Source organism: Pseudomonas sp. 22515 (assembly GCF_052044625.1).
Lineage (GTDB): Bacteria > Pseudomonadota > Gammaproteobacteria > Pseudomonadales > Pseudomonadaceae > Aquipseudomonas > Aquipseudomonas alloputida.
Window position 1 is genome coordinate 1 of sequence record NZ_JBQENN010000004.1, and the last position, 20,799, is coordinate 20,799.

General features: G+C 63.8%; 22 protein-coding genes. 13 read left to right on the forward strand and 9 right to left on the reverse strand.

From position 1 onward, the window contains the following. Positions 1–78 precede the first annotated feature (78 nt). Complete coding sequence (gene pvdQ / locus ACTJJN_RS05570) at positions 79–2,391, reverse strand: bifunctional acylase PvdQ (RefSeq protein ID WP_041168438.1); 2,313 nt, start codon at positions 2,389–2,391, stop codon at positions 79–81. Positions 2,392–2,587: 196 nt separating this feature from the next. Between pvdQ and ACTJJN_RS05575 the strand changes: the two genes are divergently transcribed. Further along, on the forward strand, positions 2,588–2,962 hold the full coding sequence (locus ACTJJN_RS05575) for a hypothetical protein (protein WP_012052539.1): 375 nt from the start codon (positions 2,588–2,590) through the stop codon (positions 2,960–2,962). A 36-nt stretch (positions 2,963–2,998) separates the two neighbouring features. Here the strand turns inward: ACTJJN_RS05575 and ACTJJN_RS05580 are convergent, their stop codons facing one another. Beyond that, positions 2,999–3,187, reverse strand: coding sequence for a hypothetical protein (locus ACTJJN_RS05580; RefSeq protein ID WP_003248064.1), 189 nt, complete (start codon positions 3,185–3,187; stop codon positions 2,999–3,001). A gap of 151 nt (positions 3,188–3,338) precedes the next feature. Here ACTJJN_RS05580 and ACTJJN_RS05585 point away from each other — a divergent pair, with 151 nt between their 5' ends. The 4 genes from ACTJJN_RS05585 to ACTJJN_RS05600 all read left to right on the forward strand — a co-directional run bounded on the left by ACTJJN_RS05585 (position 3,339) and on the right by ACTJJN_RS05600 (position 5,768). Further along, the gene (locus tag ACTJJN_RS05585) at positions 3,339–3,797 is read left to right on the forward strand and encodes a hypothetical protein (RefSeq protein ID WP_003248060.1); all 459 of its coding nucleotides are present in this window, start codon (positions 3,339–3,341) and stop codon (positions 3,795–3,797) included. Between the two features lie 251 nt (positions 3,798–4,048). Next, positions 4,049–4,429, forward strand: coding sequence for a Mor transcription activator family protein (locus tag ACTJJN_RS05590; RefSeq protein WP_003248057.1), 381 nt, complete (start codon positions 4,049–4,051; stop codon positions 4,427–4,429). A 65-nt stretch (positions 4,430–4,494) separates the two neighbouring features. Next, positions 4,495–5,139, forward strand: a complete 645-nt coding sequence (locus tag ACTJJN_RS05595; protein WP_012052541.1) for a DUF2589 domain-containing protein — start codon at positions 4,495–4,497, stop codon at positions 5,137–5,139. A gap of 74 nt (positions 5,140–5,213) precedes the next feature. Next, positions 5,214–5,768 (forward strand): DUF2589 domain-containing protein, encoded by a 555-nt coding sequence (locus ACTJJN_RS05600; RefSeq protein ID WP_440781082.1) that lies wholly within the window; start codon positions 5,214–5,216, stop codon positions 5,766–5,768. A 19-nt stretch (positions 5,769–5,787) separates the two neighbouring features. Here ACTJJN_RS05600 and ACTJJN_RS05605 read toward each other — a convergent pair whose 3' ends face one another. Genes ACTJJN_RS05605 through ACTJJN_RS05615 form a run of 3 tightly spaced genes read right to left on the reverse strand, consistent with a single transcriptional unit; the run spans position 5,788 to position 11,904 of the window. Next, positions 5,788–9,462 carry a translocation/assembly module TamB domain-containing protein gene (locus ACTJJN_RS05605; protein WP_014756434.1) on the reverse strand — a complete coding sequence of 1,225 codons (3,675 nt, stop codon included), beginning with the start codon at positions 9,460–9,462 and terminating at the stop codon, positions 5,788–5,790. Continuing rightward, positions 9,459–11,201 carry an autotransporter assembly complex protein TamA gene (locus tag ACTJJN_RS05610; protein ID WP_029611748.1) on the reverse strand — a complete coding sequence of 581 codons (1,743 nt, stop codon included), beginning with the start codon at positions 11,199–11,201 and terminating at the stop codon, positions 9,459–9,461. The genes ACTJJN_RS05605 and ACTJJN_RS05610 overlap by 4 nt, the downstream gene beginning before the upstream one ends. Positions 11,202–11,253: 52 nt before the next feature. Next, positions 11,254–11,904 carry a GNAT family N-acetyltransferase gene (locus ACTJJN_RS05615; protein ID WP_004576713.1) on the reverse strand — a complete coding sequence of 217 codons (651 nt, stop codon included), beginning with the start codon at positions 11,902–11,904 and terminating at the stop codon, positions 11,254–11,256. A gap of 162 nt (positions 11,905–12,066) precedes the next feature. Between ACTJJN_RS05615 and xthA the strand changes: the two genes are divergently transcribed. After that, positions 12,067–12,879, forward strand: a complete 813-nt coding sequence (gene xthA, locus ACTJJN_RS05620) for an exodeoxyribonuclease III (protein ID WP_012052545.1) — start codon at positions 12,067–12,069, stop codon at positions 12,877–12,879. Between the two features lie 40 nt (positions 12,880–12,919). Here xthA and ACTJJN_RS05625 read toward each other — a convergent pair whose 3' ends face one another. Beyond that, positions 12,920–13,672 carry an anti-sigma factor family protein gene (locus tag ACTJJN_RS05625; protein ID WP_012052546.1) on the reverse strand — a complete coding sequence of 251 codons (753 nt, stop codon included), beginning with the start codon at positions 13,670–13,672 and terminating at the stop codon, positions 12,920–12,922. Continuing rightward, a complete protein-coding gene (locus tag ACTJJN_RS05630) occupies positions 13,669–14,190 on the reverse strand; it encodes a sigma-70 family RNA polymerase sigma factor (RefSeq protein ID WP_003248041.1) in 522 nt (173 codons plus the stop codon). The genes ACTJJN_RS05625 and ACTJJN_RS05630 overlap by 4 nt, the downstream gene beginning before the upstream one ends. A 124-nt stretch (positions 14,191–14,314) precedes the next feature. Between ACTJJN_RS05630 and ACTJJN_RS05635 the strand changes: the two genes are divergently transcribed. From ACTJJN_RS05635 to ACTJJN_RS05655, 5 genes are all read left to right on the forward strand, one after another. After that, complete coding sequence (locus ACTJJN_RS05635) at positions 14,315–15,367, forward strand: catalase family peroxidase (RefSeq protein WP_324737043.1); 1,053 nt, start codon at positions 14,315–14,317, stop codon at positions 15,365–15,367. Then, positions 15,364–15,897 carry a cytochrome b gene (locus tag ACTJJN_RS05640; protein ID WP_440781086.1) on the forward strand — a complete coding sequence of 178 codons (534 nt, stop codon included), beginning with the start codon at positions 15,364–15,366 and terminating at the stop codon, positions 15,895–15,897. The genes ACTJJN_RS05635 and ACTJJN_RS05640 overlap by 4 nt, the downstream gene beginning before the upstream one ends. A gap of 81 nt (positions 15,898–15,978) precedes the next feature. Then, positions 15,979–17,184 (forward strand): MFS transporter, encoded by a 1,206-nt coding sequence (locus ACTJJN_RS05645; RefSeq protein ID WP_003248036.1) that lies wholly within the window; start codon positions 15,979–15,981, stop codon positions 17,182–17,184. An 81-nt stretch (positions 17,185–17,265) separates the two neighbouring features. Beyond that, the gene (locus ACTJJN_RS05650; protein WP_003248033.1) at positions 17,266–17,811 is read left to right on the forward strand and encodes a cupin domain-containing protein; all 546 of its coding nucleotides are present in this window, start codon (positions 17,266–17,268) and stop codon (positions 17,809–17,811) included. Between the two features lie 2 nt (positions 17,812–17,813). Further along, complete coding sequence (locus ACTJJN_RS05655) at positions 17,814–18,113, forward strand: DUF7693 family protein (protein ID WP_237617314.1); 300 nt, start codon at positions 17,814–17,816, stop codon at positions 18,111–18,113. On the opposite strand, the gene ACTJJN_RS05660 is transcribed toward ACTJJN_RS05655, so the two are convergent. Continuing rightward, a complete protein-coding gene (locus tag ACTJJN_RS05660) occupies positions 18,086–18,700 on the reverse strand; it encodes a 2-hydroxychromene-2-carboxylate isomerase (protein ID WP_161773604.1) in 615 nt (204 codons plus the stop codon). The two genes, ACTJJN_RS05655 and ACTJJN_RS05660, sit on opposite strands and share 28 nt — an antisense overlap. Before the next feature lie 29 nt (positions 18,701–18,729). Continuing rightward, on the reverse strand, positions 18,730–19,461 hold the full coding sequence (locus ACTJJN_RS05665; RefSeq protein ID WP_014859932.1) for an SDR family oxidoreductase: 732 nt from the start codon (positions 19,459–19,461) through the stop codon (positions 18,730–18,732). Positions 19,462–19,550: 89 nt separating this feature from the next. On the opposite strand from ACTJJN_RS05665, the gene ACTJJN_RS05670 reads away from it, so the two are divergent. Both ACTJJN_RS05670 and ACTJJN_RS05675 read left to right on the forward strand, forming a co-directional pair. Beyond that, positions 19,551–20,114, forward strand: a complete 564-nt coding sequence (locus ACTJJN_RS05670; protein ID WP_012052551.1) for a TetR/AcrR family transcriptional regulator — start codon at positions 19,551–19,553, stop codon at positions 20,112–20,114. Next, positions 20,101–20,694 (forward strand): eCIS core domain-containing protein, encoded by a 594-nt coding sequence (locus ACTJJN_RS05675; protein WP_012052552.1) that lies wholly within the window; start codon positions 20,101–20,103, stop codon positions 20,692–20,694. The genes ACTJJN_RS05670 and ACTJJN_RS05675 overlap by 14 nt, the downstream gene beginning before the upstream one ends. The last annotated feature ends 105 nt before the right edge of the window (positions 20,695–20,799 follow it).

Below are 20,799 nucleotides of genomic sequence, written 5' to 3' on the forward strand. Positions count from 1 at the left end.
CTCCGCATCAACGCTGCAAGCGGAGCGATTCCTGTGAGAGCGGGTTTACCCGCGAATGGGCCGGCGCAGGCTGACGCTTCAGGGCTGGCTGACTACCACCCCCTTGTCCCGCTCACTGATCACCACTTCCCGATACGCCGGGTCTGCCTTGATCTGCGCCTCGGTAAACGGAATCACCGCCAGTTGCTTGGCCGCAAATGCCTTGGTCTGGTCACTGGCATGCGCCGAAGACTTTTCACTCGACTGGGAAAACGCAAGCAGGCCACGGGCTTCTGGCCCCTTGTCGGTAAAGCTGACCAGTTGCAGGTAGCTGGTGCCACTCACCACCAGCCGCTTGCCCTGCCCGTGCGGCACGCTGTAGATCGCGTTGTACACCCCTAGCGCCTGCGGGCCACCTGGTACCGGCGTACCATCAAGGGCCTGTTGCACCTGCCCCCAGCGCGCTTCCCCGGCAACGCCACTTTCACTGACCTGCTTGAGCGACGCCAGTGCTGCCTGATGTACCAACCTGCTCACCACCGCCTGCTCGACAGCCAGGCCGCGCGGGGTGTGCTGCGGGTCGGCCGGGTTGAATGCCACTCGCCAGCTTTCCGGGTGCTCGGCCAGCGCATTGAACAGGTTCTGGAAGTGCACCAGGCCCATGCCACTGTCGAGGTCGGCCTTGCCGTTCCAGGCGGCCAGACTGCTGCACACGCCCTGCACATCTGCGCTGGCACCCTTGCACCATTGCAGCAGGTCCGGCAACACCAGGCTGGCCAGGTACACCTCATCATCGGTGACCATGCGCTGCAGTTCATCAGCACCTAACCGGGCTTTGCCCTGCAGGCGCTGCAAGGCAAAGCGGCCACGCATGCCCAGCGGCTGATCATTGCGGCTGATCAGTGGAGAGTAGCCGGTCAGCGGCTGCGCCGGGTTGGCCATCCAGGCCGGGTCGTTGGAGTTCTGAACGAAGTCTTCACGCTCCAGGCTTGGCAGCAGCCGCGCCGGGAAGATACCCGGTTGCGCCGCCTGCGCGTCAACCTTCCACTGGCAGGCGCTACGCGAGCCATCCAGCACCACCAGGCGCCCTTGTGCCTGCGGGCTGCTGCAGGTATCCAACAGTTGCTGGTCAACATAGGGCACTACCGACTGGTTCAGGTACAAGGCCCGCCCTCCCTCGTCCACGGCCAGCGTGTTGACCCAAGGGATACCTTGCAACTGCTCGACCGATCCCTTCAATGCCGCCAGGCTGTCGGCTCGGTTGATCTGGTACCACTGCTGCAACACCCGCGAGTTCTCAAGGTTGGCGTCTCGCACGCTGTAGGCCGCCTGCGCATCCCAGTCCAGGCGGCCTGGCCATTGCACCACCGGGCCGAACTGCGAACTGTAGACCGGCCGCTCAATCTGGCTCAGGCTGCCATCCGTGCCCTTGACCGCCACACGGATGGTTTGCCGGGCCATCGGCAGCGACTTGCCATCAAACATATAGCGCGTCGGGTCTTTGGGGTCGAGTTGCAGGCGGTAGAGCGTGAAGTGCTTGGAAGTGTCGACGGTGTGCGTCCACGCCAGGTGCTTGTTGAAACCGATGTTGACCACCGGCAGTCCCGGTAGCGCCGCGCCCATCACATCAAGCTGACCAGGAATGGTCAGTTGCATCTGGTAGAAGCGCATGCCGCCCATCCACGGGAAGTGCGGGTTGGCCAGCAACAGGCCGCGGCCATTGGCTGAACGCTGCGCGCCTACTGCCACCGCATTGCTGCCGCGCTCCGCGGCGAACCGCTCCTGCCGGGCCAACGCGCTGGCAAAGCCCGCTGACGATTGCGCACGGGCCAGCGTTGGCGGTTGCGCCCCTGCCAACGCCTCGACGAACTGCCCGGCACCGCCCTCGGCCAGTAAACGGCGGGTCAGTTTGACCAGATCCTGGCTGCTGATGGGCCGCACCCACTCACCATCGCCACACTCGGCGGGCAGCCCTTGACGACGGCGTTCGACCAACGCCCGGTTGTAGCCGCTGGCGTAACCCGCCAGCAACGCCTGCACCGGCGCGGGTTGCGCCTGCAGGAAGGCATCGACCGCCGCTGGGCTATTGAGCCAGGTGAAGAACAGGTCGCTGGTCAGGTTGTCACGCTGCTCCAGGGTCTTGCCCTTGGCGCCGAAATAGCGTGAGCGCTCACCGCTCACGGTCAGCACTTCATTGGCGAGCAGGCATAGGTTGTCCTGGGCGTAGGCATAGCCGACGCCATAGCCCAGGCCACGCTCATCCTTGGCCACGATATGCGGTACGCCGTATCGGGTATAGCGGATCTGGGCACTGGCGTCGGCTGGCGCGGGCTGCGCCTGCACACCGACGCTGAAGGCCACCAGGGCAGCGGCCAGGCCGACGCAAGTCATGGGACGGCAAAGTGGAAACACGGGCACTCCTCGGGTTCGGGGGTCATCCCGATCAGACGAATGGCCAGATGAATATTTTACGTATTACAAGGCGATGGAACGTCTTGATGAGAAACAGGCATTTTTTTCACGAATGGGTTGCAGTTTTTGCGTGCTCATTCGTCCTAGTAAGTGAGCCACCCACATTTCGGGTTCGTCCACGAAAAGGAGCATTCGCATGTACAACCCGCAAACCTCGATCCAGGCCGGGCGCGCGCCAGGCAAAACGTCCAAGGGACAGGACGTATTTGCTGAAGAACGAATCGGCAACGAACAGATCCGCGAACTGTTGCGCACCTTCGGCCTGCGCACCAGCCTGATCCGCCTCAAGGTTATCGATGCCTTGCACGCCGCCGACCGCAATGGCCGCAGTATTGGCGTACGCGGGGTGCACGCACAACTGGAACAACTGGATATCCCGCTGTCGTTCCTCAGTGTGCGTGAAGTGCTCAAGCGCCTGTGCACCGAAGGCGTCATACAACTGGGTAGCGACAAGTGCTACAGGCTCAACCCCCAGGCGCGCGCCGTACTGGAGCAAACACCCTCGCGCTGAGCGCATGGCCGGCCATACCTGGCCGGCCCGCGCAGATCAGGGCTTGACCTTGCGCCGCAGAATGCCGTTGATCACCACGACCACCACGGCAATGGCGATGGCCAGCATCTGGAAGGTCTGCTCACTGATCGTGCCCTGCTTCTGCAGGTGGGACAGGCCCAGCATCAGGCCCAGTACCACCAGGATGATCAGAAGTGAATATTTGAGGCGCTGCACGTGTGTCATCGAATGTTCCTTGCAACATCAGGGGCAAATGGCTCGCAACGAGCCGCGGCAATGATACAACGGTCACCGCCCCCGGCGCTGGATTTCCTGCTGGGTGGGGTGACGTCAGCCTGAAAGCATGGGGCTTCCTAGCACCCACGCCGGAGGCACCATGTACAAACCCCTGTTGTTCGCATCGCTGTTACTGACCCCGCTCTCCCTTCATGCACTGGACACCCAGCAGACGCCGGCCGAACACCTGCTCGAACTGGGCCGCGAGTTGGCCACCCATGCCGGTGCCAGCCAATGGCAACAACTGTGGCAACGCGTACGCCAGGCCGGCTACCTGCAGACCGAAACTGCACCGGTACATTTCAGCGTGCCCACAGCCCGCTTGCCCGACCTGGCCCGACAAACGCTGGCGCAGGCCGACCAGGCACAGCCTCTGAATCAGACCCAGGTACTGTACCGCCGCCACTTTGCCGACCAGGTCATCGGCCAGCGCAACGGCCAGCCGTTGCACGCGCTGTGCCTGCTGGTCGATTGGCGCACGTTGCCGCCGGGCATGCGCGCCACCCCTCAAGCCTATCTGGGTAGCGCCAGCTTGCTGAGCAGCTACCCGTGCGATTGAGGGGTGCCGCACCCGCTCCGCATCATCGCGAGCGACCCGACAGGAAACCAGGAAGCACAGCCAGATGTCGACGCCATTTCCTACAGCGCCAGATATCGCTGCCTGCAAATCCTGTTCACCGAAGCTACAACCCCCAACCCATATGCCGCCTAGCGACGCGCCTCGGCTGTCGCACAGAATTTGCTCACACCTTCGACATAACGCCGCGGGTGATCGGGTCGCACATCCCATCTACCCCGAAGGAGCGCCATATGCAAATGCCAGATTTGAGCCAGATCGATATCAGCCAACTGCCCCACTCGCTGCAGGCCCTGATCGACTGTATCGGCATCGAAAACGCCTACCAACTGACCTGCGCCTACGGCGGCAGGCCCAAGTACATCCCCAAGCACCGCGAGCGCACCAAGCTCGCTGACGTGCTGCCGGCCGAAGCGCTCGACGCACTGATCAAGCGCTTTGCCGGGGTCGCCCTGGAGATCCCCAAGGCTGACCACTTTCTGCGTCAGCTGCGCAACCAGCAGATCCAGAAGGAAAGCGCCAACGGTTTGTCCCGCAGCCTGCTGGCCAACAAGTACGGCCTGAGCCTGCGACAGATCGGCAACATCCGGCGCCAGGAGCTTTGCACGCGCTGACGCCCGAACACCTTGGCTGCTATTCGCGGCGGCCTTACCCCACTAGATAGAGCGAGCTTCCCGATATGTCGTTAGATAACAGCCTTATAGGCTCCGTGATCAATGCCCTGCCGATGGACCGCATGATCGCCGGTCCCTTGCAGGCCATGGTCCAGGCGCAGGTCACCGCCAGCAAATCCTACGCCGACTTCCTGATGCAGGTATGCGTCCAGGATGGCAAGGCAGTAGCCATTCAGTTCGACTACGACGAAACCATCGTCGACGAACAGGGCGAATACAAAGGGGTGGTCAGCAAGACCATGAAAGTGCCGCTGATGGCGGCCATTACCCACCCGAACATTTCCATCGAAGAGGGTAATGTAGAGTTCGAGCTGGTTATCAACCAGATGTCGGAAGATGTTTCCAACAAGGACATGAGTGCAGAAGCTACCGGCTCACTGGGATGGGGGCCGTTCAGGCTTAACGTGAAAGGCAGCGTGAGCCACAAATCCACGCAAACCCGTAAAACAGACACCCGTGCCCGCTATGCCTTCAACACGACCCTGAAGCGTCAGGAACCGCCCGAAGCGATGATGAGGGTAATCGAGTTCCTCACTGACGCCGCAACCAAGCCAACCATTGTCCGAACCGCCGCACTGGAAAGCCCCGACGAAATATCCCAGGCGGACACCTTGAAACGGGCCGCGCCTGCAAACCTACCGACCCCGTAAAACGCTAGCGCTTGACCCATAGCCCCTCCTGCCGGTAGCCGGAGGGGCACACCCTGGCCTGAGGAGTCGAATCGTTGCAAAAGCCCCCCGCCCCCATGACCTCCATTGACCTGCGTGAAATTACCCGCGGCCTGCAAGAAGCCGCCAGTGCCACCAACAGCCTGATTGCCCAGCAGTACATCAACCTGTTCGACCAGTTTTTCGAGTGCGACACAGAAGCGCTGGGCGCCCCCATGAAAGCCAAGATGGTCGAGGTGGCCATGGATGGGCAGCACATCATGCGCGTCCCCCTGTTTGCGCTGGTGTCACCGAAAGGCCTGGCCCTTGAGCGCATGCAGGTCGACCTGTCGGTAAGGGTCAAAGGCACCGAGGCGCAGCAGGCACTGCTGACCGCGAGCGAGAGCAAGGCCGCGAGCTTCAAGGTCACCATTTGTGGCCAAGGCCGCCAGGGCGAAAACCGCGACCCCGACGAAGTGCAGATCCGCATGCAGTTCCAGGCGAGCGAACCGCCAGAGGCCCTGAACCGGTTGATCGAGGAATACACCAACCTGATCGTCCCGGTACGCGCCACCACTCCATCGCCCTCACCCGACACCAACGAGTTCATCGAGGCGGCCACCGTCCGTTGATGGCCGCCACGCTGCGGGCCTAGAAGTCGCGCTTGTAGAAGATGTCCAGAGAGCTTGCCAGCCCACTGGCGGCCTCGAGGTAAACCTTCTTGCTCAGCTTGTAACGCAACGCGATCGTGTTGGCCGGTTCGAACACGCCCACCCCGTAACGAAGGCTGAGCTTCTCGGTAAGGTTACCGCTGGCGACCACGCTGGTGCTGTTGCCAGAACCTTCGGTATCCAGCTGAAAGTCGTCGATCCCCAGGCTCGACGCCAGGCTGCCGGTTATGCCGGCGCTCCCGGCAAGGCCCAGGCCCAGGGCCGCCTCGGCGAGCATGTTGTTATCTTCGCCGGTATTGCCCAATGGCCGCCCCAATACCAGGTACGAAAGCGCCTGCTCCTGGCTCATGGCCGGCTCCGAGAACACTTTGGTCGTCGGCTGCTCGGCGCTGCCGCTCAGGCGGATGCCGGCTATCACATCGTCAACCTTGCGGATCGCTTCGATGTCCAGGTATGGCTGGTCAATCGGGCCGGCGAACAGCAGGCGCGCCCGGCGTATGGTGAGGCGCTGGCCGTAGGCACGGTAGCGGCCATCTGCCAGGCTCAGTTCGCCACGGGTATCGAGGTTATCGCCGATGTGCACATGACCCAGCAGGTTGGCAGTCAGCCCGAAGCCGCTGAACGACAGCTTGTCGCGGCCGACTTCGACATCGATGTCCATGGCCATTGCCATGGGTGGTTTGCCTTCCTCGGTCTGGTGACCGACGATTACCGTGTCATCCGACACCTTGACCGTGGACGGCGGCAGCTCTCGTACAGTGATCTTGCCCTTGGGCACCTGCACCTTGCCGGTCACCGCCAGCTTGTCATCGATCAGGCGCAAGGTCAGGTCCGGGGCAACTTCCAGTGTGGCGTAGGGCTCGACCGCGACCGGCAGTTGCTGGCCTTGCAGACGCACGTCCATGCCCAGTGCCTGCCCCCAGGTGAGGTTGCCGCTCAACTGGCCACGTCCCGCCTCGCCACTGCGCCAGTTACCGTTGAGCTGCACCTGCTCGCCGGCAATCAGCGCCTGCAATGACAGGTCCTGAAGGCTGGCCGGCAGCTCGGCGCCACTGACTTCGCCACCGCTGAGCATCAGGTTGCCGTTGACCTGAGGTGCCAGCAAGGTGCCTGAAAGCCGACCACTGCCATTGAGCTGCCCGGCCAGGCGTTCGACCATGGGCACGAATGGGCGGGCCACCGACAGGTCCAGCCCGGCCAGGCGGAAATCACCCGACAACGGTTTGTTCTTGCCCAGCGGATCGAGCCGGGCGTTGACGTTCAGCTCACCCAGGCGCTCACCGCGAAACGCCAGGCGCGTATCGATGCGCCGCGGTGCCAGCGTGCTGTCCAGGCGCAGGGCCTGGTAAGGGAAATCGACCCAACGGCCTTTGTCGCGCACTCGCAAGGTGCCGCCACTGGCATCGACAACGACAGTGCCCTTGGGGCCGCTGGCCGGGATATCCAGGTTGATATCGGCATTGAGCAGGCCTTGCCAGGCAAAGTCCTTCGGCAGCCACTGGGCCAGGCTGCCCAGCGGGAACTGCTTGAGGTGGTAGCGCAGGCGCGGTTCGGGGGCCAGCCGCTGGTCGTCGCCACACAGGCTGGCCTGGCCGGAGCGCCAGCAGTGGGCCCCGAAGTCAAGCTGGCCGCTGGCCAGCCGCTGCAGGCGTGCGGGCGCCTGCAACTGCCAGTCCTGGCCACCGGCCTGGATGCGGCCAGTGGCCAGGCGCCCGCGCCAGTCACCTTTGTTCAACTGGCCATCCAGGCCAAGGTCGAGCTTGAGCTGCGGGCCATCCAGCGCCAGGGTCAAGGCCTGTTGGCGAATGTCGCCTTTGCCGTTGGCCTGCAACGTGCCCAAGGCGGTATCACCCAGGTGGATACCGGTTGCCTTGAGCCCGACTACACCGCGTTGGGCGTTGTCCAGGCGGGCATCCAGGTCCAACTGCTGCAGGCGGTTTTCGCCCTGAGCCAAGCGCTGGCCCTGCAGGGTGAGCGTACCTTGCGGGGCCTGCAAGGTGCCGGCGACATCCAGCCGGCCCTTGACCCCGCCTTGCAGCCTTGGCCACAACTGGCCCAGGCGCGGCAAGTCAAGGTCGATTTGCCCCGCCAGGCGCTGTTGCACGCTGCCACTGCCGTTGATGCGGTTGTCACCCAGCTGGATAGCCAGTGTGCCCAGGGTCCAGTTTTGCCCTGCCCCCTGGGCCTCGGCCTTGAGCATGGCTGGCTGGCCACGCAGGCGGCCCTTGAGGTCAAGCTGGGCATCCAGGGTAAGCGTATCGCCTTTCAGTTCGCCTTTACTGCGCAGTGGCCCCGCCAGGGTACCGGGCAGTTCGGCCAGCCAATAGGCCGGGTCGAGCGCGGAGAGCTGCAGGTCGACATCCCAGGCCAGGGTGTCGGCAAAACGGACGGCGACACTGCCGGCAGCCTTGCCCTGGCCGGCGCTCAGCGCCAACTGCGGCAGTTTCACCTGGGTGAGGTCACCTTCGAACGGGCTGGCCAGGCTGAACGCTCCTGCCGGGCCGTCCAAGTCCCCCGTGAAAGTCCCCTGGTAATTGCCATCACGATAATGCACCTGGGTATTGAAGCGCTTGAGGGTGACTTCAGGCGGGGTCTCCAGTGGGTACAGGCGCAACCACGGGAAGTCCTGCCAGTCCAGCTGCGCATCGGCGCTCAGGCCTTGCTGCCAGTCAGCCGTGGCTTGCAGCTTGACCCGTTGGCTGTCGCTGGCGGTCAGGTCCAGGGCATCGAGCCTGGCGCCTTTGCTGTCGACCAGACCGGACAGGAGCAAGGCGATCGGTGACTGCTCGGCCGGCAGGCTGGCCCTGCCAGACAGTTGATAGCCATCGAGCAGATCGCCCTTGGCATCGAGCTCGAGCGCGTTCAATTGCAGGGTGTCAGGCAACGCACCAGCCGGCTTGAACGCCTCGGAGCGGATGTGCAAGGTCGCCGGCAGGTGCTCGGCCAATGCCTGCAACTGCCCGCTCAATGTGGCATCGAGGTAACCACTGCTGGTGCCGGCGAGCTCCAGCGTCTTCTGCAATTGGCCATTGGCCGTCAGTGCCAGTTGCCAGGGTTTTTCGTCTACCGCAGGCAACTGCAATTGCGCCTGTAGTGTTACCGGCCAGTCGCCTTCGGGTTGCAGGTCGCCCTGTAGGCTCAATTGCAGGTCGTCGCGCAGCAGCCGCAGGCTGTCGATGCGTATCCCGCTATTGGTCCAGTGCGCAGCCAGTTGCAAATCGCCAAGCAGATCACTGCCATCCAGGCGCAGCTGCCCGACCTTGACCTCGCCCAGTTCGATGGCCAGCGGCAAGCGCAGGGTCGGCAATTGCAGCGGGGCGCTCTCGGTGGGTTCAGTGCTTGGCGCAAAGGCCATGTCAATGCGGTCTGCCTGCAACCGGTCAATGCACAAGGTCGCGCGCAGCAAGCAGGCAGGCGACCAGGCCAGCGACGGCGCCTGCATCTCTACCGTGCTGCCGCCGTCGGCCCAGGTTAGCCGGCTGGCCTGCCAACTGCCCGCCAGGCGACCCTGGAAGTCGGCCACTTCAAGCCCGGGCACCTTGCCCAGTGCCCAGCGGCTGCCGGCCTGGGTACCCAGCAGCAAGCCGAGCACCAGGCCCATGCTCGCGACGCCCCCCAGCAGGCCCAGTGAAGTAAATTTGATTACGCGTTTCACAGCTCGGGCCCCATGGAAAAGTGCAGGCGAATGCCCCCTTCGTCATCCAACGCCTTGGCCAGGTCCAGGCGCAGCGGCCCGACCGGCGATACCCAGCGCACACCAAACCCGACACCGGTCTTGAGGCTGGGCAGCTCCAGGTCGTTGAATGAGTTGCCTTGGTCGACGAACGTCGCAACCCGCCATTTTTCGGTCAGCGAATACTGGTACTCGACACTGCCTGCCACCAGGTAGCGCCCGCCGATACGGTCACCGTCGCTGTTTTTCGGCGACAGGGTCTGGTAGTCGTAACCGCGCACACTCTGGTCGCCACCTGCGAAGAAACGCAGCGACGGCGGAATGTTGTTCTTGAAGCCATTGGTCGCACTGCCACCAAACTGTACGCGCCCGAGAAAGCGGTGGTTGTGGCCGAGCGTGGTCAGACCTTTGAGCAATACGTTGCCGTGCAGCAGGTTGGTGTCGGAAACCAGCCCTTCCTTGGCACCTTGAACATCGAACTGCAGGCGATAGCCGTTGTGCGGATCGATGCGGTTGTCACTGCGCAGGAAGGAATAGCTGATGCCAGGCATCAACAGGTTACTCAAACCGGAGTCGTCCCCCAGGCGATATTCTTCGCGTTGGTACTTGAGCGAAATCACCCGCTGCCAGCCACTGGGCAGCTTGCTGTGCCACTCGGGGCCGACCGTCAACAGCTTGCTGAGCGTGTCGGTGCCGGCAAGCTCCTCGTTCTGGTAGCCACCGGCAAAGCGCAGCTTGTCGGTCAGCGGCGGATCAAGCGGAATGTCATACCACAGGCCGACGTTCTGGCGCGGGGCCGACAGTTCGGTTTCCCAGCCATAGCTGTGGCCTTGCGGGTTGACCCAGTGGCGGGTCCAGTTGGCCTTGCCGCGCGGCCCGACGTCGGTCGAGAAGCCCAGGCCAAGGCCCATGGTGCGTGGTTTACGGGTTTCCAGGTGAACATCCACCGGGACTTCTTCGCCCACAGCAGCAGTGGGTGCCGCATCCACACGCACGCCTTCGAAATAGCCGCTCGATTGCAGGTCGTTGTTCAGCTCTGCGACCAGTTCCGAGTCGTAAGGGGTACCCGGCTTGAACGACACCATGCGCTGCAGCAGGTCCTCGTCCAGCGGTGTGTCGCCACCGAAGGTGACGGCGCCCAGGCGATAACGCGGGCCACTCTGGTAGACCAGTTCGATATCCGCCACACCGGCTTGCGGATCGACGGCCAGGCGCTGGCTACTGAAGCGCCCACTGAAGAAGCCATAGCGCGACGCCTGGTTCTGGATCAACCGCTTGGCATCCTCGTAATGGCCGTGATTGAGTTGTTCACCCGCCCGCAGCGCCTTGCTGTCAGGCACGCGGAAGGCCTTCATCTCGCTGGCTGGGCCCTCGATGCGCACGGTCACGTTGCGCAGGCGAATCGGTTCGCCCGGGTTGATGCTGATGATCAGTTGTGGGGGATGGTCTGCGTCGCTGGCGGGCTTGACCTCGGTATCGATCTGCGCCTGATAGTAGCCAAGTGCCTGCGCCGCTTTGCGCGCCTGCTCCTCTGCCCCGCGACTGAAGCGCAAAAGTGCTTCTTCGTCGCGGTCACCCAATGTGCCTATATAGCCTTCGACATTGGCCTTGAGCGCCTTGTTGGCCGGCTTCACCTTCACCAACAACTCGCTCTGGCCCCATGCTGCGAAACTGGCGACCCAGAAAACCAGGCCCCAGGTCAATCTTCCTGAATACGTCATGCGGCGCATGCTACCAGAGCCAGGCGCTCAAGGGAGCCGCCCGGCGGCCTGTTCAGGCAAAAGCGGGTTTTGAAGAGACTGGATTAGGATGAAAGAACACCCTCTCTCGGATTGGTCCTACAGCTACTTCGCCAATTTCCTCATAACCCTGACGCTGGTAAAAAGCCAGGTAGTGCTCGTTACCGGTGTCCAGCACCACCCCTTGGGTGCCTGGGTCTTCCGCGCACCAGTCGTGCACAGCTTGTAACAATTGCTCGCCGTAGTGCTTGCCCTGAAACTGCGGGTGCACCCCCAGCAAAGGCAACACATGCACCTGGTCAGTGGGCAGACAGCTGGCCAATGCAGCCTGGTAGTCCATGTAGCGCCGCGTACAGCGCAGGCCGGTACCCAGCATCATGCGCAGGCGCCAGGCCCAGCTGTCGGCCACGCCCAGCCGGCGCTGCGGTGGCACGATCAGGGCCAGGGCAATCAGGCGGTCCTCGACCAGCAGGCCGATGGCGGGCAGTTGCAGGTAGAAGTGCTGGCGCACCCATTCGCGCACCATCACCCGCAGGCGCCGCTCATACCCCGGGCGCTGGGCTTCGAAGATGTAGGCGAAGGTGGGCTCGTGGCGGTAGGCGTTGTACAGCAGCGAACGTGCCTCGCGGCTGTAACCATCGTCGAGCAGGCATACACGGGCCGGGGCGGCTGTGGTTTCGGGCATTGCGGGCAGACCTCCTGGAATGGGCGTTCAGTGCCTTGGAGGTGCCCCAGCGTGCTTCGTTCACCCCCAACAGCACGTTAGCAGCAGGCTCGCCTGGCCGCCATGCTGGTGATGCAGGTCGATGTCGGCTAGCATCGCGCCTTTTACCGGGATTGTCTTTCCATGAAGATCGTCTGTTTCAACATCAACGGCCTGCGGGCCCGCCCGCATCAGCTGGCGGCGCTGATCGAAAAGCACCAGCCGGACGTGATCGGCCTGCAGGAAACCAAGGTCAGCGACGATCAGTTCCCGCTGGCCGACGTGCAGGCACTGGGTTACCACGTGCACTACCATGGCCAGAAAGGCCACTACGGCGTGGCCCTGCTGTCGCGCCAGGCGCCGCTGAGCCTGCACAAGGGCTTTGCCACCGACGAAGAAGATGCCCAGCGCCGCTTCATCTGGGGTACCTTTGCCGATGCCAACGGCAGCCCGATCACCATCATGAACGGCTATTTCCCCCAAGGCGAAAGCCGCGACCACCCCACCAAGTTCCCGGCCAAGCAGCGCTTCTACAGCGACCTGCAGGCACTGCTGGAAAGCCAGTTCCGCAACGACCAGCCAGTGCTGGTGATGGGCGACATGAACATTTCGCCGCAAGACTGTGATATCGGCATTGGCCCGGACAACGCCAAACGCTGGCTGAAGACCGGCAAGTGCAGCTTCCTGCCGGAGGAGCGTGAGTGGATGGAACGTTTGAAAGGCTGGGGGTTGGTAGACAGCTTCCGCCACCTGTACCCGGAGGTGACCGACCGTTTCAGCTGGTTCGACTACCGAAGCCGCGGCTTTGAGGACGAGCCCAAGCGCGGCCTGCGCATCGACCTGATCATGGCCTCGCAGCCACTGGTGCCGCGCATCAAGGCAGCGGGCGTCGACTATGAGCTGCGCGGGATGGAAAAGCCGTCGGACCATGCGCCGATCTGGCTGGAGTTGAGCTGATTCGGGTGACGGGCCCATGGTGCACACCTTGGGCCCACACTCACAACCCCAACCTCAACGCCTCCCCCACCCCCGCCCCACGCACATCGTCCGCCGCGCTGACCAAGGCAAAGTTATAAGCCCCATGCGACCAGTACCGCGCCTCCAGCTGGCCATCGACCCGCTGCCCGTCCGGCATGCGCCGATAAAGGTCGCCCGGCGAGCGCAGGAACAGGCTGATGCGCTGGCCCTTGCCATCTTCGAATACCAGTAATGCAGCCGGCCCCTGCTCGTTGCTGAGCAGGCGGGCGCCCACCGGTTTGAAGCCATACCCCGCCAGGTCCGGTAACTGGCCCACCCGGCTGAAATGGCGGCCCAGCCAGTCACGTAACTGCCCAGGATCACTGGCCTGGATATCCAGTGCTTCACTGCTGGCGAACAAACGGTGCGCCTGAACAGCATCAGCCATGGGCAGGTCGACCCGCGCCAAGGTTGCATCGCGTACTTGCCAGCCGCCCAAGCCCCCCACACCCAACGCCAGCATCACCACCGCCGCCGCCGCCCAACGCCGCTGCCGACGCTGGCGCAATTGCCGACGCAACTGGCCAAGGTCCAGCTGCGCCGCACCGGGCAGCTCGCCCAATCCGGCCAGCGCTGTGCGCAGCCGCCGGGCATCGGCGCGCCAGCCTTCCACCCGTGCCGCAGCTTGCGGGTTGGCCGCCAGCCAGGCCTGCACTTCGGCCCGGCGCACAGGTTCCAGGCGCTCATCGACGTAAGCGTGCAATTCGTCATCGCTGGGGATCAGGCGCTTCATTTCAGTCTCCGCAAGGCCGGGGGCTGGGGGTTGCCCTCGGTCAGTTCGCGCAAGGCATTGCGCGCGCGCGACAGGCGCGACATCACAGTGCCGATGGGGATGCCCAAGGCCTGGGCGGCCTCCTTGTAACTCAAGCCTTCGATGCTGACCAGCAACAACAAGGCACGCTGCTCCGCCGTCAGCCGGGCAAACGCCTGCAGGTCGGCCTGTGCCAGAACGATGGTTTCGAGGTTGTCACCGACCGGCTCATCGTCGTGCTCGTTACGGCCGAACCAGGACAACCAGCGCGCATGCAATCGCTCCCGGCGCTTACCGTCGAGGAACTGTCGATAAAGGATGGTGAACAGCCAGGCACGCAGGGCATCAGTGTCCCGTTGCTGGTCGCGACGGCTCAGGGCCCGCTCGACCGTGGCCTGCACCAGGTCGTCGGCGCTGCCCGGCTCACGGGTCAGCCACACGGCAAAGCGGCGCAGGCGGGCCAGCAGCTCGCGCCACTGGTGGTCGTCCAAATCATGCATGGCTAGGTCCCGGCCTCTGGGGTTGTCAGTGTAAAGGGCAGACGCCTGTGAACACATTCTATTCCCGATGAGGGAATAACTTTTTCTCTGACACGTCGTACTGGCACCTTCACTGAACCGGACGATGACCATGAACACACCCTTGCACGGCTCGGCCAAAGCCTTGCGCCTGGCCGCCATTGCCGGCGTGCTGCTGGCCGCAGGTGCCGGCTTTGCCTATGCCGCTGGCTGGCTCGGCGCCCCCCGACTGACGCCACAGCGCATCATCGACACCTTCGAAGCCCAGGCCGGGCATTACCCCGGCTACCGCAAGAACCACGCCAAGGGCTTGTGCGTGAGCGGCTACTTCCAGGCCAGCGGGCAGGCCGCCAACCTGTCCACGGCGCGCGCCTTCAGCCAGCAACGGGTGCCGGTGGTGGGCCGTTTTGCCATCGGCGGCGCCAACCCGTTCGCCCCGGATACGGGTATACCCGTACGCAGCCTGGCGATTGAGCTAAGCACCGACGATGGCCAAGTCTGGCGGACCGGCATGAATAACCCTCCGGTGCTGGCAGTCAGCACGCCGCAAGGGTTCTACCAGCAAGTACTGGCGAGCGCACCAGACCCGGCAACCGGCAAACCGGACCCTGGCAAGCTGCAGGCGTTCTTCGCCGCTCACCCGGAAAGCGCGGCGTTTCGCCAATGGGCGGCGGGCTACAAACCCAGCGACAGCTTCGCCAACACGCAGTACCACAGTATCAATGCCTTCCGCCTGATCGACGCAGCGGGTGCGGCCCACCCGGTGCGTTGGCAGCTCGAGCCACAAACTGTATTTGCGGCATTACCCGCGCAGGTTGATGACAAGCAATTCCTGCAACACGACTTGCAGCAGCGCCTTGCCCAAGGCCCGTTGCGCTGGACGCTGCGACTGGTACTGGCCGAACCTGGCGATGCCGTGGACGACCCTGCCCGGCCGTGGCCCGCCGAGCGGCGCAGCGTGGACGCTGGCACTCTGGTACTGGAACAGGTAGACGCCCCCGAGCAAGGGGCCTGCCGCGATCTCAACTTCGACCCGCTGATCCTGCCCCGCGGCATAGAGGCGTCAGCCGACCCGATCCTCGCCGCCCGCTCGGCCGCCTATTCCGAATCGTTCAACCGCCGTAGCCGCGAATCGCTCAGCACCGGAGCCAAGCCATGAAACCTCAAGCCTTCCACCCTTTCGCCCGCGTGTTGCACTGGCTGATGGCCGTGCTGATTCTGGCCATGCTGTTCATCGGCGTAAGCATGGTCGCCGACCTGTCGCTACGCCACCCGGTGCTGATCAGCCTGCACAAAGCCACCGGGCTGGCCCTGCTGGTGCTGGTGGTACTGCGCATTGCTGTGCGCCTGACCCTACCTCACCCGCCCCTGCCGAACGATCTGCCAAAACTGCCGCGCTGGGCCGCCGGAGCCTCGCATCTGCTGCTTTATGGCCTGATGCTGGCCATGCCGCTGCTGGGCTGGGCCATGCTGTCGGCAGGCGATTACCCGCGCCCGCTCGGCTTGCCCGCCATCGCCCCTCACAACCTGCAGCTATATGCTGTGTTGCGCCAGGCCCATGGCTGGGCCGGCTACCTGCTGTTCGCCACGGTGCTGGTGCATGTGGGGGCCGCTTTGATGCATGCGTGGGTGCGTCGCGACGGTGTGTTGCGTAGCATGTGGCCTGGCCCCTTGCACCGCAGCGAGTGAACGGTAGCAGCACGGGGTTCGACAATCGATAATGATTCCTAATAATATCGGCTTTGTTTGCCACTCTGCCCTGGACTGCCCATGAACGTCGCAAAGGATCCTGCAACCCTGCTGCCTGCCAGCACCCTGAACCTGCGCCCGCTGTTGCTGGCCAACATGGCCTGCACCATGTCGATGATGGCCTTCGTCGCCCTGATCGGCCCGATAGCCCGCCAGCTTGGCATGGCCACCTGGCAAGCCGGCGCCGCCGTGACCGTGGCCGGCGTGGTCTGGGTGCTGCTGGCCCGGCCCTGGGGCCGCGCGGCAGACCGCCTGGGCCGCCGGCGCATCCTGCTGCTGGGCAGCGCCGGCTTCACCCTGGCCTACTGGCTGCTGTGCCTGTTCGTCGAAGGCGCACTGCGCTGGATGCCGGGGGCGACCTTGGCGTTCATCGGCCTGATGATCGCGCGTGGTTGCATCGGCGCCTTTTATGCCGCCATCCCGGTAGGCTGCAATGCGCTGATCGCTGACCATGTCGAGCCGCAACGCCGGGCGCGGGCCATGGCCTCACTGGGGGCGGCCAACGCCGTCGGTCTGGTGGTCGGGCCAGCGCTGGCCGCACTGCTGGCGCGGCACAGCCTGAGCCTGCCGTTCCATATCATGTCGCTGCTGCCGGCCACTGCCTTCCTGGTGCTGTTTTTTACCCTCAAACCACAGGCGCTGCCGCACAGCCACGCCCCCAGCCCGGTGCGGCTGAACGACCCGCGCCTGCGCCGGCCGCTGCTGGTGGCATTCAGCGCCATGCTCAGCGTGACCGTGTCGCAGATCATCGTCGGTTTCTTTGCCCTTGACCGCTTGCATCTGGGCCCTGCCGAAGCGGCCCAGGCGGCTGGCATTGCCCTGACCACCGTGGGTGTGGCACTGATGCTGGCCCAGGTGATACTGCGCCAACTGGAGTGGCCACCGCTGAAGATGATCCGGGTGGGTGCCACGGTATCGGCACTGGGCTTTGCCTGTGGCTCGCTGGCCACCACGGCCCCCTGGCTGTGGGCTTGCTATTTTGTTGCGGCGGCCGGCATGGGCTTCGTCTTCCCGGCGTTTTCGGCACTGGCGGCCAATGCCATGCAGGCCTCCGAACAAGGCGCCACGGCCGGCTCCATTGGCGCCGCCCAAGGCATGGGCGCGGTGATCGGGCCGCTCGCCGGTACCTTGGTGTATGCCCTTGATCCGCGCTTGCCATTCCTGGCCGTGGCCGTGCTGTTGCTGCTGGTCGGGCTGTGGCCAATGCCGCGTGAGCAGCGGGTTTGAGAAGCACAGCGCGCAAGGGCGCAGAGTGTGTTTTAATGCGCATCGCTCATTATTATTGACACCTCTGATTACAAGGCGGCTATGGACACGGGGACGCGACTCAAACTGGTGCGTGAACGCAACAACCTCTCCCAACGGGAACTGGCCCGTCGCAGCGGGCTGACCAATTCGACGATCTCGCAGATCGAGCAGAATCGCGTCAGCCCTTCGGTCAGCTCCCTGAAAAAACTGCTCGAGGGCATCCCCATGAGCCTGGCGGAGTTTTTCAGCTTCGACGAGCCGGTGCGTGAGGAACGCTACGTATTCCGTGGTGGCGAACAACCCGACCTGGGCCGCAATGGCCTGCGCATGCTGCTGGTCGGCGCCAGCGTCGAAGGCCGCCAAATGCGCATGCTGCGTGAGCTGTACGCACCCGGCGCCGACTCTGGCGAACCGATCGTGCACGCTGAAGGCGAAGAATGCGGGTTGGTCACCCGTGGCACCGTCGAGCTGTGGGTCGACGGCCAGGTCAGCGTCCTCAATTCGGGCGACGGCTACTACATCCCCACGACCCTGCCGCACAGTTTCAAGAACATCGGCCCGGATGAGGCCGAGATCATCAGCGCCAACACGCCGGCGAATTTCTGATCTTGACGCACAGACCTTCACTGAGCGCCCGGGATGTCTATCAGTGCCTGCGCAATGTGGCCCTTGGCGTACACCACCTTGAGGTGGTTGCACGCCGCGAGGGTGGCTTGGTCGATGTCGGTATCCAGGGCTGGCAACTGACGTTGGCCTTGGATACTGAAGGCTTGGCGCATTGCGTTCATTGCCAAGCCCCCGGCGGCGAACAGGCCGGGCTCGAGCACTGGCAGCGCTATGGCACCAACCCCACCGACCTGCTCAGCCTGTGGGAGCGCACTCAGCTGGAGAGGCTGCTGGCTCCCTGACGCAGCGCCTCTTCGACAAAGTCCAGGCGGTCCTGGCCGAAGAACATGCCATCACCGACAAAACAGGTGGGCGCGCCAAACACCCCGCGCGCCACAGCGGCCTCGGTGGCCTGCTTTAGCGCGGCTTTTACTTCGCTGTCAGCGGCCAGGGCATGAAAACCCTGCGGGTCGAAACCTGCCTGCACGAGTGTTTCATTCAGCACAGCGCTGTCGCTCAGGTTGCGGCGCTGTACCCACAGCCCAGTGAACAGCACCGATAGCAATGCCTCGAACCGATCCGGTGAATGCAACTGGGTACCTGTCACGCCGCGCATCAAAGTCAGGGTATTGACCGGAAAGCCCGGCGGCATCCCGAACGGCACACCGTAGCGTTGGGCAAAGCGTGCCAGGTCGGTGAACATGTAGCGCCCTTTGGCCGGGATCATGGCCGGCGAAGCATTGCCGGTAGCCTGGAAAACCCCGCCAAGCAGCATTGGCCGGTAGCGCAGCGTAGCGCCGTGGCGGGCACACAGGTTCGGCAGTTGGGTCCAGGCCAGGTAACTGGCCGGGCTGCCCAGGTCAAAAAAGAAATCGACAGACGTGTGCATGGTGACGGTCCTTGCGTGTTAACGGGGGTTTACCAGCGTTCCATCCAGGGGCGCAGGTCCAGCTCGAACGTCCAGGCGTCGCGGGGCTGGGCGTGCAGGAACCAGTAACTGTCGGCAATGTGCGCCGGGTCAAGGATGCCATCCTGGTCCTTGAGGGCATAACGCTCGGGGAAGCTGTCACGGATGAAGGCCGTGTCGATGGCACCGTCCACCACCACATGGGCGACATGGATGTTGCGTGGCCCCAACTCGCGCGCCATGCTCTGTGCCAGGGCACGCAAGCCATGCTTGGCGCCGGCGAAGGCGGCAAAACCGGCTGCGCCGCGGGTACCGGCTGTAGCGCCGGTGAACAGGAGGGTCCCGCGCTCACGCTGAACCATGCGCCGGGCCACCGCCTGCGCGGTGAGGAAACCGGCAAAGCAGGCCATTTCCCAGATCTTGAAGTACTTGCGTGGGGTTTCCTCGAGAATGCTGCACGGCACATTCGCGCCGATATTGAAGACAAATGCCTCAATCGGACCTATATCACGCTCGATAGTCTCCACCAGCGCGGTCACCTCCTCTTCCTTGCGCGCATCAGAGCCAAAACCGTAGGCCTGGCCGCCAGCGGCGTGTATTTCCTCCAGTAGCGGCTGCAGTTTGTCGGCCTGGCGCCGGGTTACGCAGGCAATATAGCCCTCACGCGCAAAGCGCTTGGCGATCTCACCCCCAGTGGCGTCGCCCGCCCCGATCACCAGCACGACTTTTTGTTGTTCTGACATGCCTGCCTCCATGGGTAAATGATCGTTTAGTAAACGAACGCTATGCTATGATCGCGGTCATCGTCAAGCCTGTCTGTCGAGGCATGTGAATGCGCTATTCCAACGAACACAAACAGCAAACCCGCGAACGGTTGCTGGCCAGCAGCGGCGCGCTGGCCAAACGCGGGGGTTTTGCCAGCACCGGCGTGGCCGGGTTGATGAAAGCGATCGGCCTGACCGGCGGTGCCTTCTACAACCACTTCCCGTCCAAGGACGACCTGTTTACCGAGGTGGTACGCCAGGAGCTGAGCAACAGCCCCCTGGCACGCCTGGCTTGCCAAGGCGCCAACCGCGAACGCCTGGGCCGCTGTCTGCAGCAGTACCTGAGCCTGGCCCACCTGCGCAATGCCGAAGGTGGATGCCCGCTGCCGCCGCTGGGTGTGGAAATCGCCCGGGCCGACACGCCGGTGCGTGAAGTGGCTGAGCACTGGCTGGTAGAGCTGCACCAGGCCTGGAGCACAACCTTGGAGGATGAGCAGCTGGCCTGGGTGCTGATAAGCCAGTGCGTAGGAGCATTGCTGGTCGGGCGCATGCTGGCCAGTGAAAGCGTGCAAACGCAGGTACTGGGCGCCAGCCGCCAGTTTGTCGAACAGGCCCTGCATGAGACGGATTAGTGCCCTGCTGGGTTTGCTATTGGCCCTGCCAGCGCTTGCCGAACAGGCCTGCCCGCCTGGGCAGTATCAAGTGTGCCTGATGGGCTGCTTCTGCGCCCCGATCGACCCAGGCCAGGCCGGGCAGATCCTCAAGGATGTGGAGGTCATGGCCTCGTCCAGCCTGACCTACGCCTTGCGCCAGGCCCGCGACGAAGCCACGGCCAGCGGAGTGCAGCCGATTCCGTTGCATATTCGGGCGCAGCTTGAACCTTGGTATGACTTTGCCGTGCTCGACGCGGCGCGCTTCCGGGTGGGGGATGAGCAACAGATGAGCGCAGCCAATGCGCTATTGCAGAACCCCGATGTGAACGCCGTTACACTGATCGACACGATCATCTTCCGCCGGGCCGCCGATGCCGAGGACAACGTGGCCTTGTGGGCGCACGAGCTCAAGCATGTGCAGCAGTATCAGGAGCTGGGCGTGGAGGAATTTGCCCGACGCTATACGCGCAACTTCGACGACCTGGAGGGGCCGGCCTACAAGATCGAGGCCGAAGTCGACAAGGCGCTGCGCGAGCGTCGTTCAGGCCTGGCCCGCTGATCGCTGCCATTGCGTTCCAGTTGTAGGAGCGGGTTTACCCGCGAATACGGTAGCGGCAGCAACGGTGAACGACGGGTGGGAATTGGCCAGCAGGCCCGGCCCTTT

Coding starts and splice junctions, on each gene's coding strand:
- ACTJJN_RS05675 (WP_012052552.1), top strand. CDS start 20,101: ATGAGACGGATTAGTGCCCTGCTGGGTTTGCTATTGGCCCTGCCAGCG.
- ACTJJN_RS05615 (WP_004576713.1), bottom strand. CDS start 11,904: ATGCCCGAAACCACAGCCGCCCCGGCCCGTGTATGCCTGCTCGACGAT.
- ACTJJN_RS05585 (WP_003248060.1), top strand. CDS start 3,339: ATGTACAAACCCCTGTTGTTCGCATCGCTGTTACTGACCCCGCTCTCC.
- ACTJJN_RS05630 (WP_003248041.1), bottom strand. CDS start 14,190: ATGCATGATTTGGACGACCACCAGTGGCGCGAGCTGCTGGCCCGCCTG.
- ACTJJN_RS05590 (WP_003248057.1), top strand. CDS start 4,049: ATGCAAATGCCAGATTTGAGCCAGATCGATATCAGCCAACTGCCCCAC.
- ACTJJN_RS05665 (WP_014859932.1), bottom strand. CDS start 19,461: ATGTCAGAACAACAAAAAGTCGTGCTGGTGATCGGGGCGGGCGACGCC.
- ACTJJN_RS05625 (WP_012052546.1), bottom strand. CDS start 13,672: ATGAAGCGCCTGATCCCCAGCGATGACGAATTGCACGCTTACGTCGAT.
- ACTJJN_RS05580 (WP_003248064.1), bottom strand. CDS start 3,187: ATGACACACGTGCAGCGCCTCAAATATTCACTTCTGATCATCCTGGTG.
- xthA (WP_012052545.1), top strand. CDS start 12,067: ATGAAGATCGTCTGTTTCAACATCAACGGCCTGCGGGCCCGCCCGCAT.
- ACTJJN_RS05640 (WP_440781086.1), top strand. CDS start 15,364: ATGAAACCTCAAGCCTTCCACCCTTTCGCCCGCGTGTTGCACTGGCTG.
- ACTJJN_RS05595 (WP_012052541.1), top strand. CDS start 4,495: ATGTCGTTAGATAACAGCCTTATAGGCTCCGTGATCAATGCCCTGCCG.
- ACTJJN_RS05635 (WP_324737043.1), top strand. CDS start 14,315: ATGACCATGAACACACCCTTGCACGGCTCGGCCAAAGCCTTGCGCCTG.
- ACTJJN_RS05670 (WP_012052551.1), top strand. CDS start 19,551: ATGCGCTATTCCAACGAACACAAACAGCAAACCCGCGAACGGTTGCTG.
- ACTJJN_RS05645 (WP_003248036.1), top strand. CDS start 15,979: ATGAACGTCGCAAAGGATCCTGCAACCCTGCTGCCTGCCAGCACCCTG.
- ACTJJN_RS05575 (WP_012052539.1), top strand. CDS start 2,588: ATGTACAACCCGCAAACCTCGATCCAGGCCGGGCGCGCGCCAGGCAAA.
- ACTJJN_RS05610 (WP_029611748.1), bottom strand. CDS start 11,201: ATGACGTATTCAGGAAGATTGACCTGGGGCCTGGTTTTCTGGGTCGCC.
- ACTJJN_RS05660 (WP_161773604.1), bottom strand. CDS start 18,700: ATGCACACGTCTGTCGATTTCTTTTTTGACCTGGGCAGCCCGGCCAGT.
- ACTJJN_RS05650 (WP_003248033.1), top strand. CDS start 17,266: ATGGACACGGGGACGCGACTCAAACTGGTGCGTGAACGCAACAACCTC.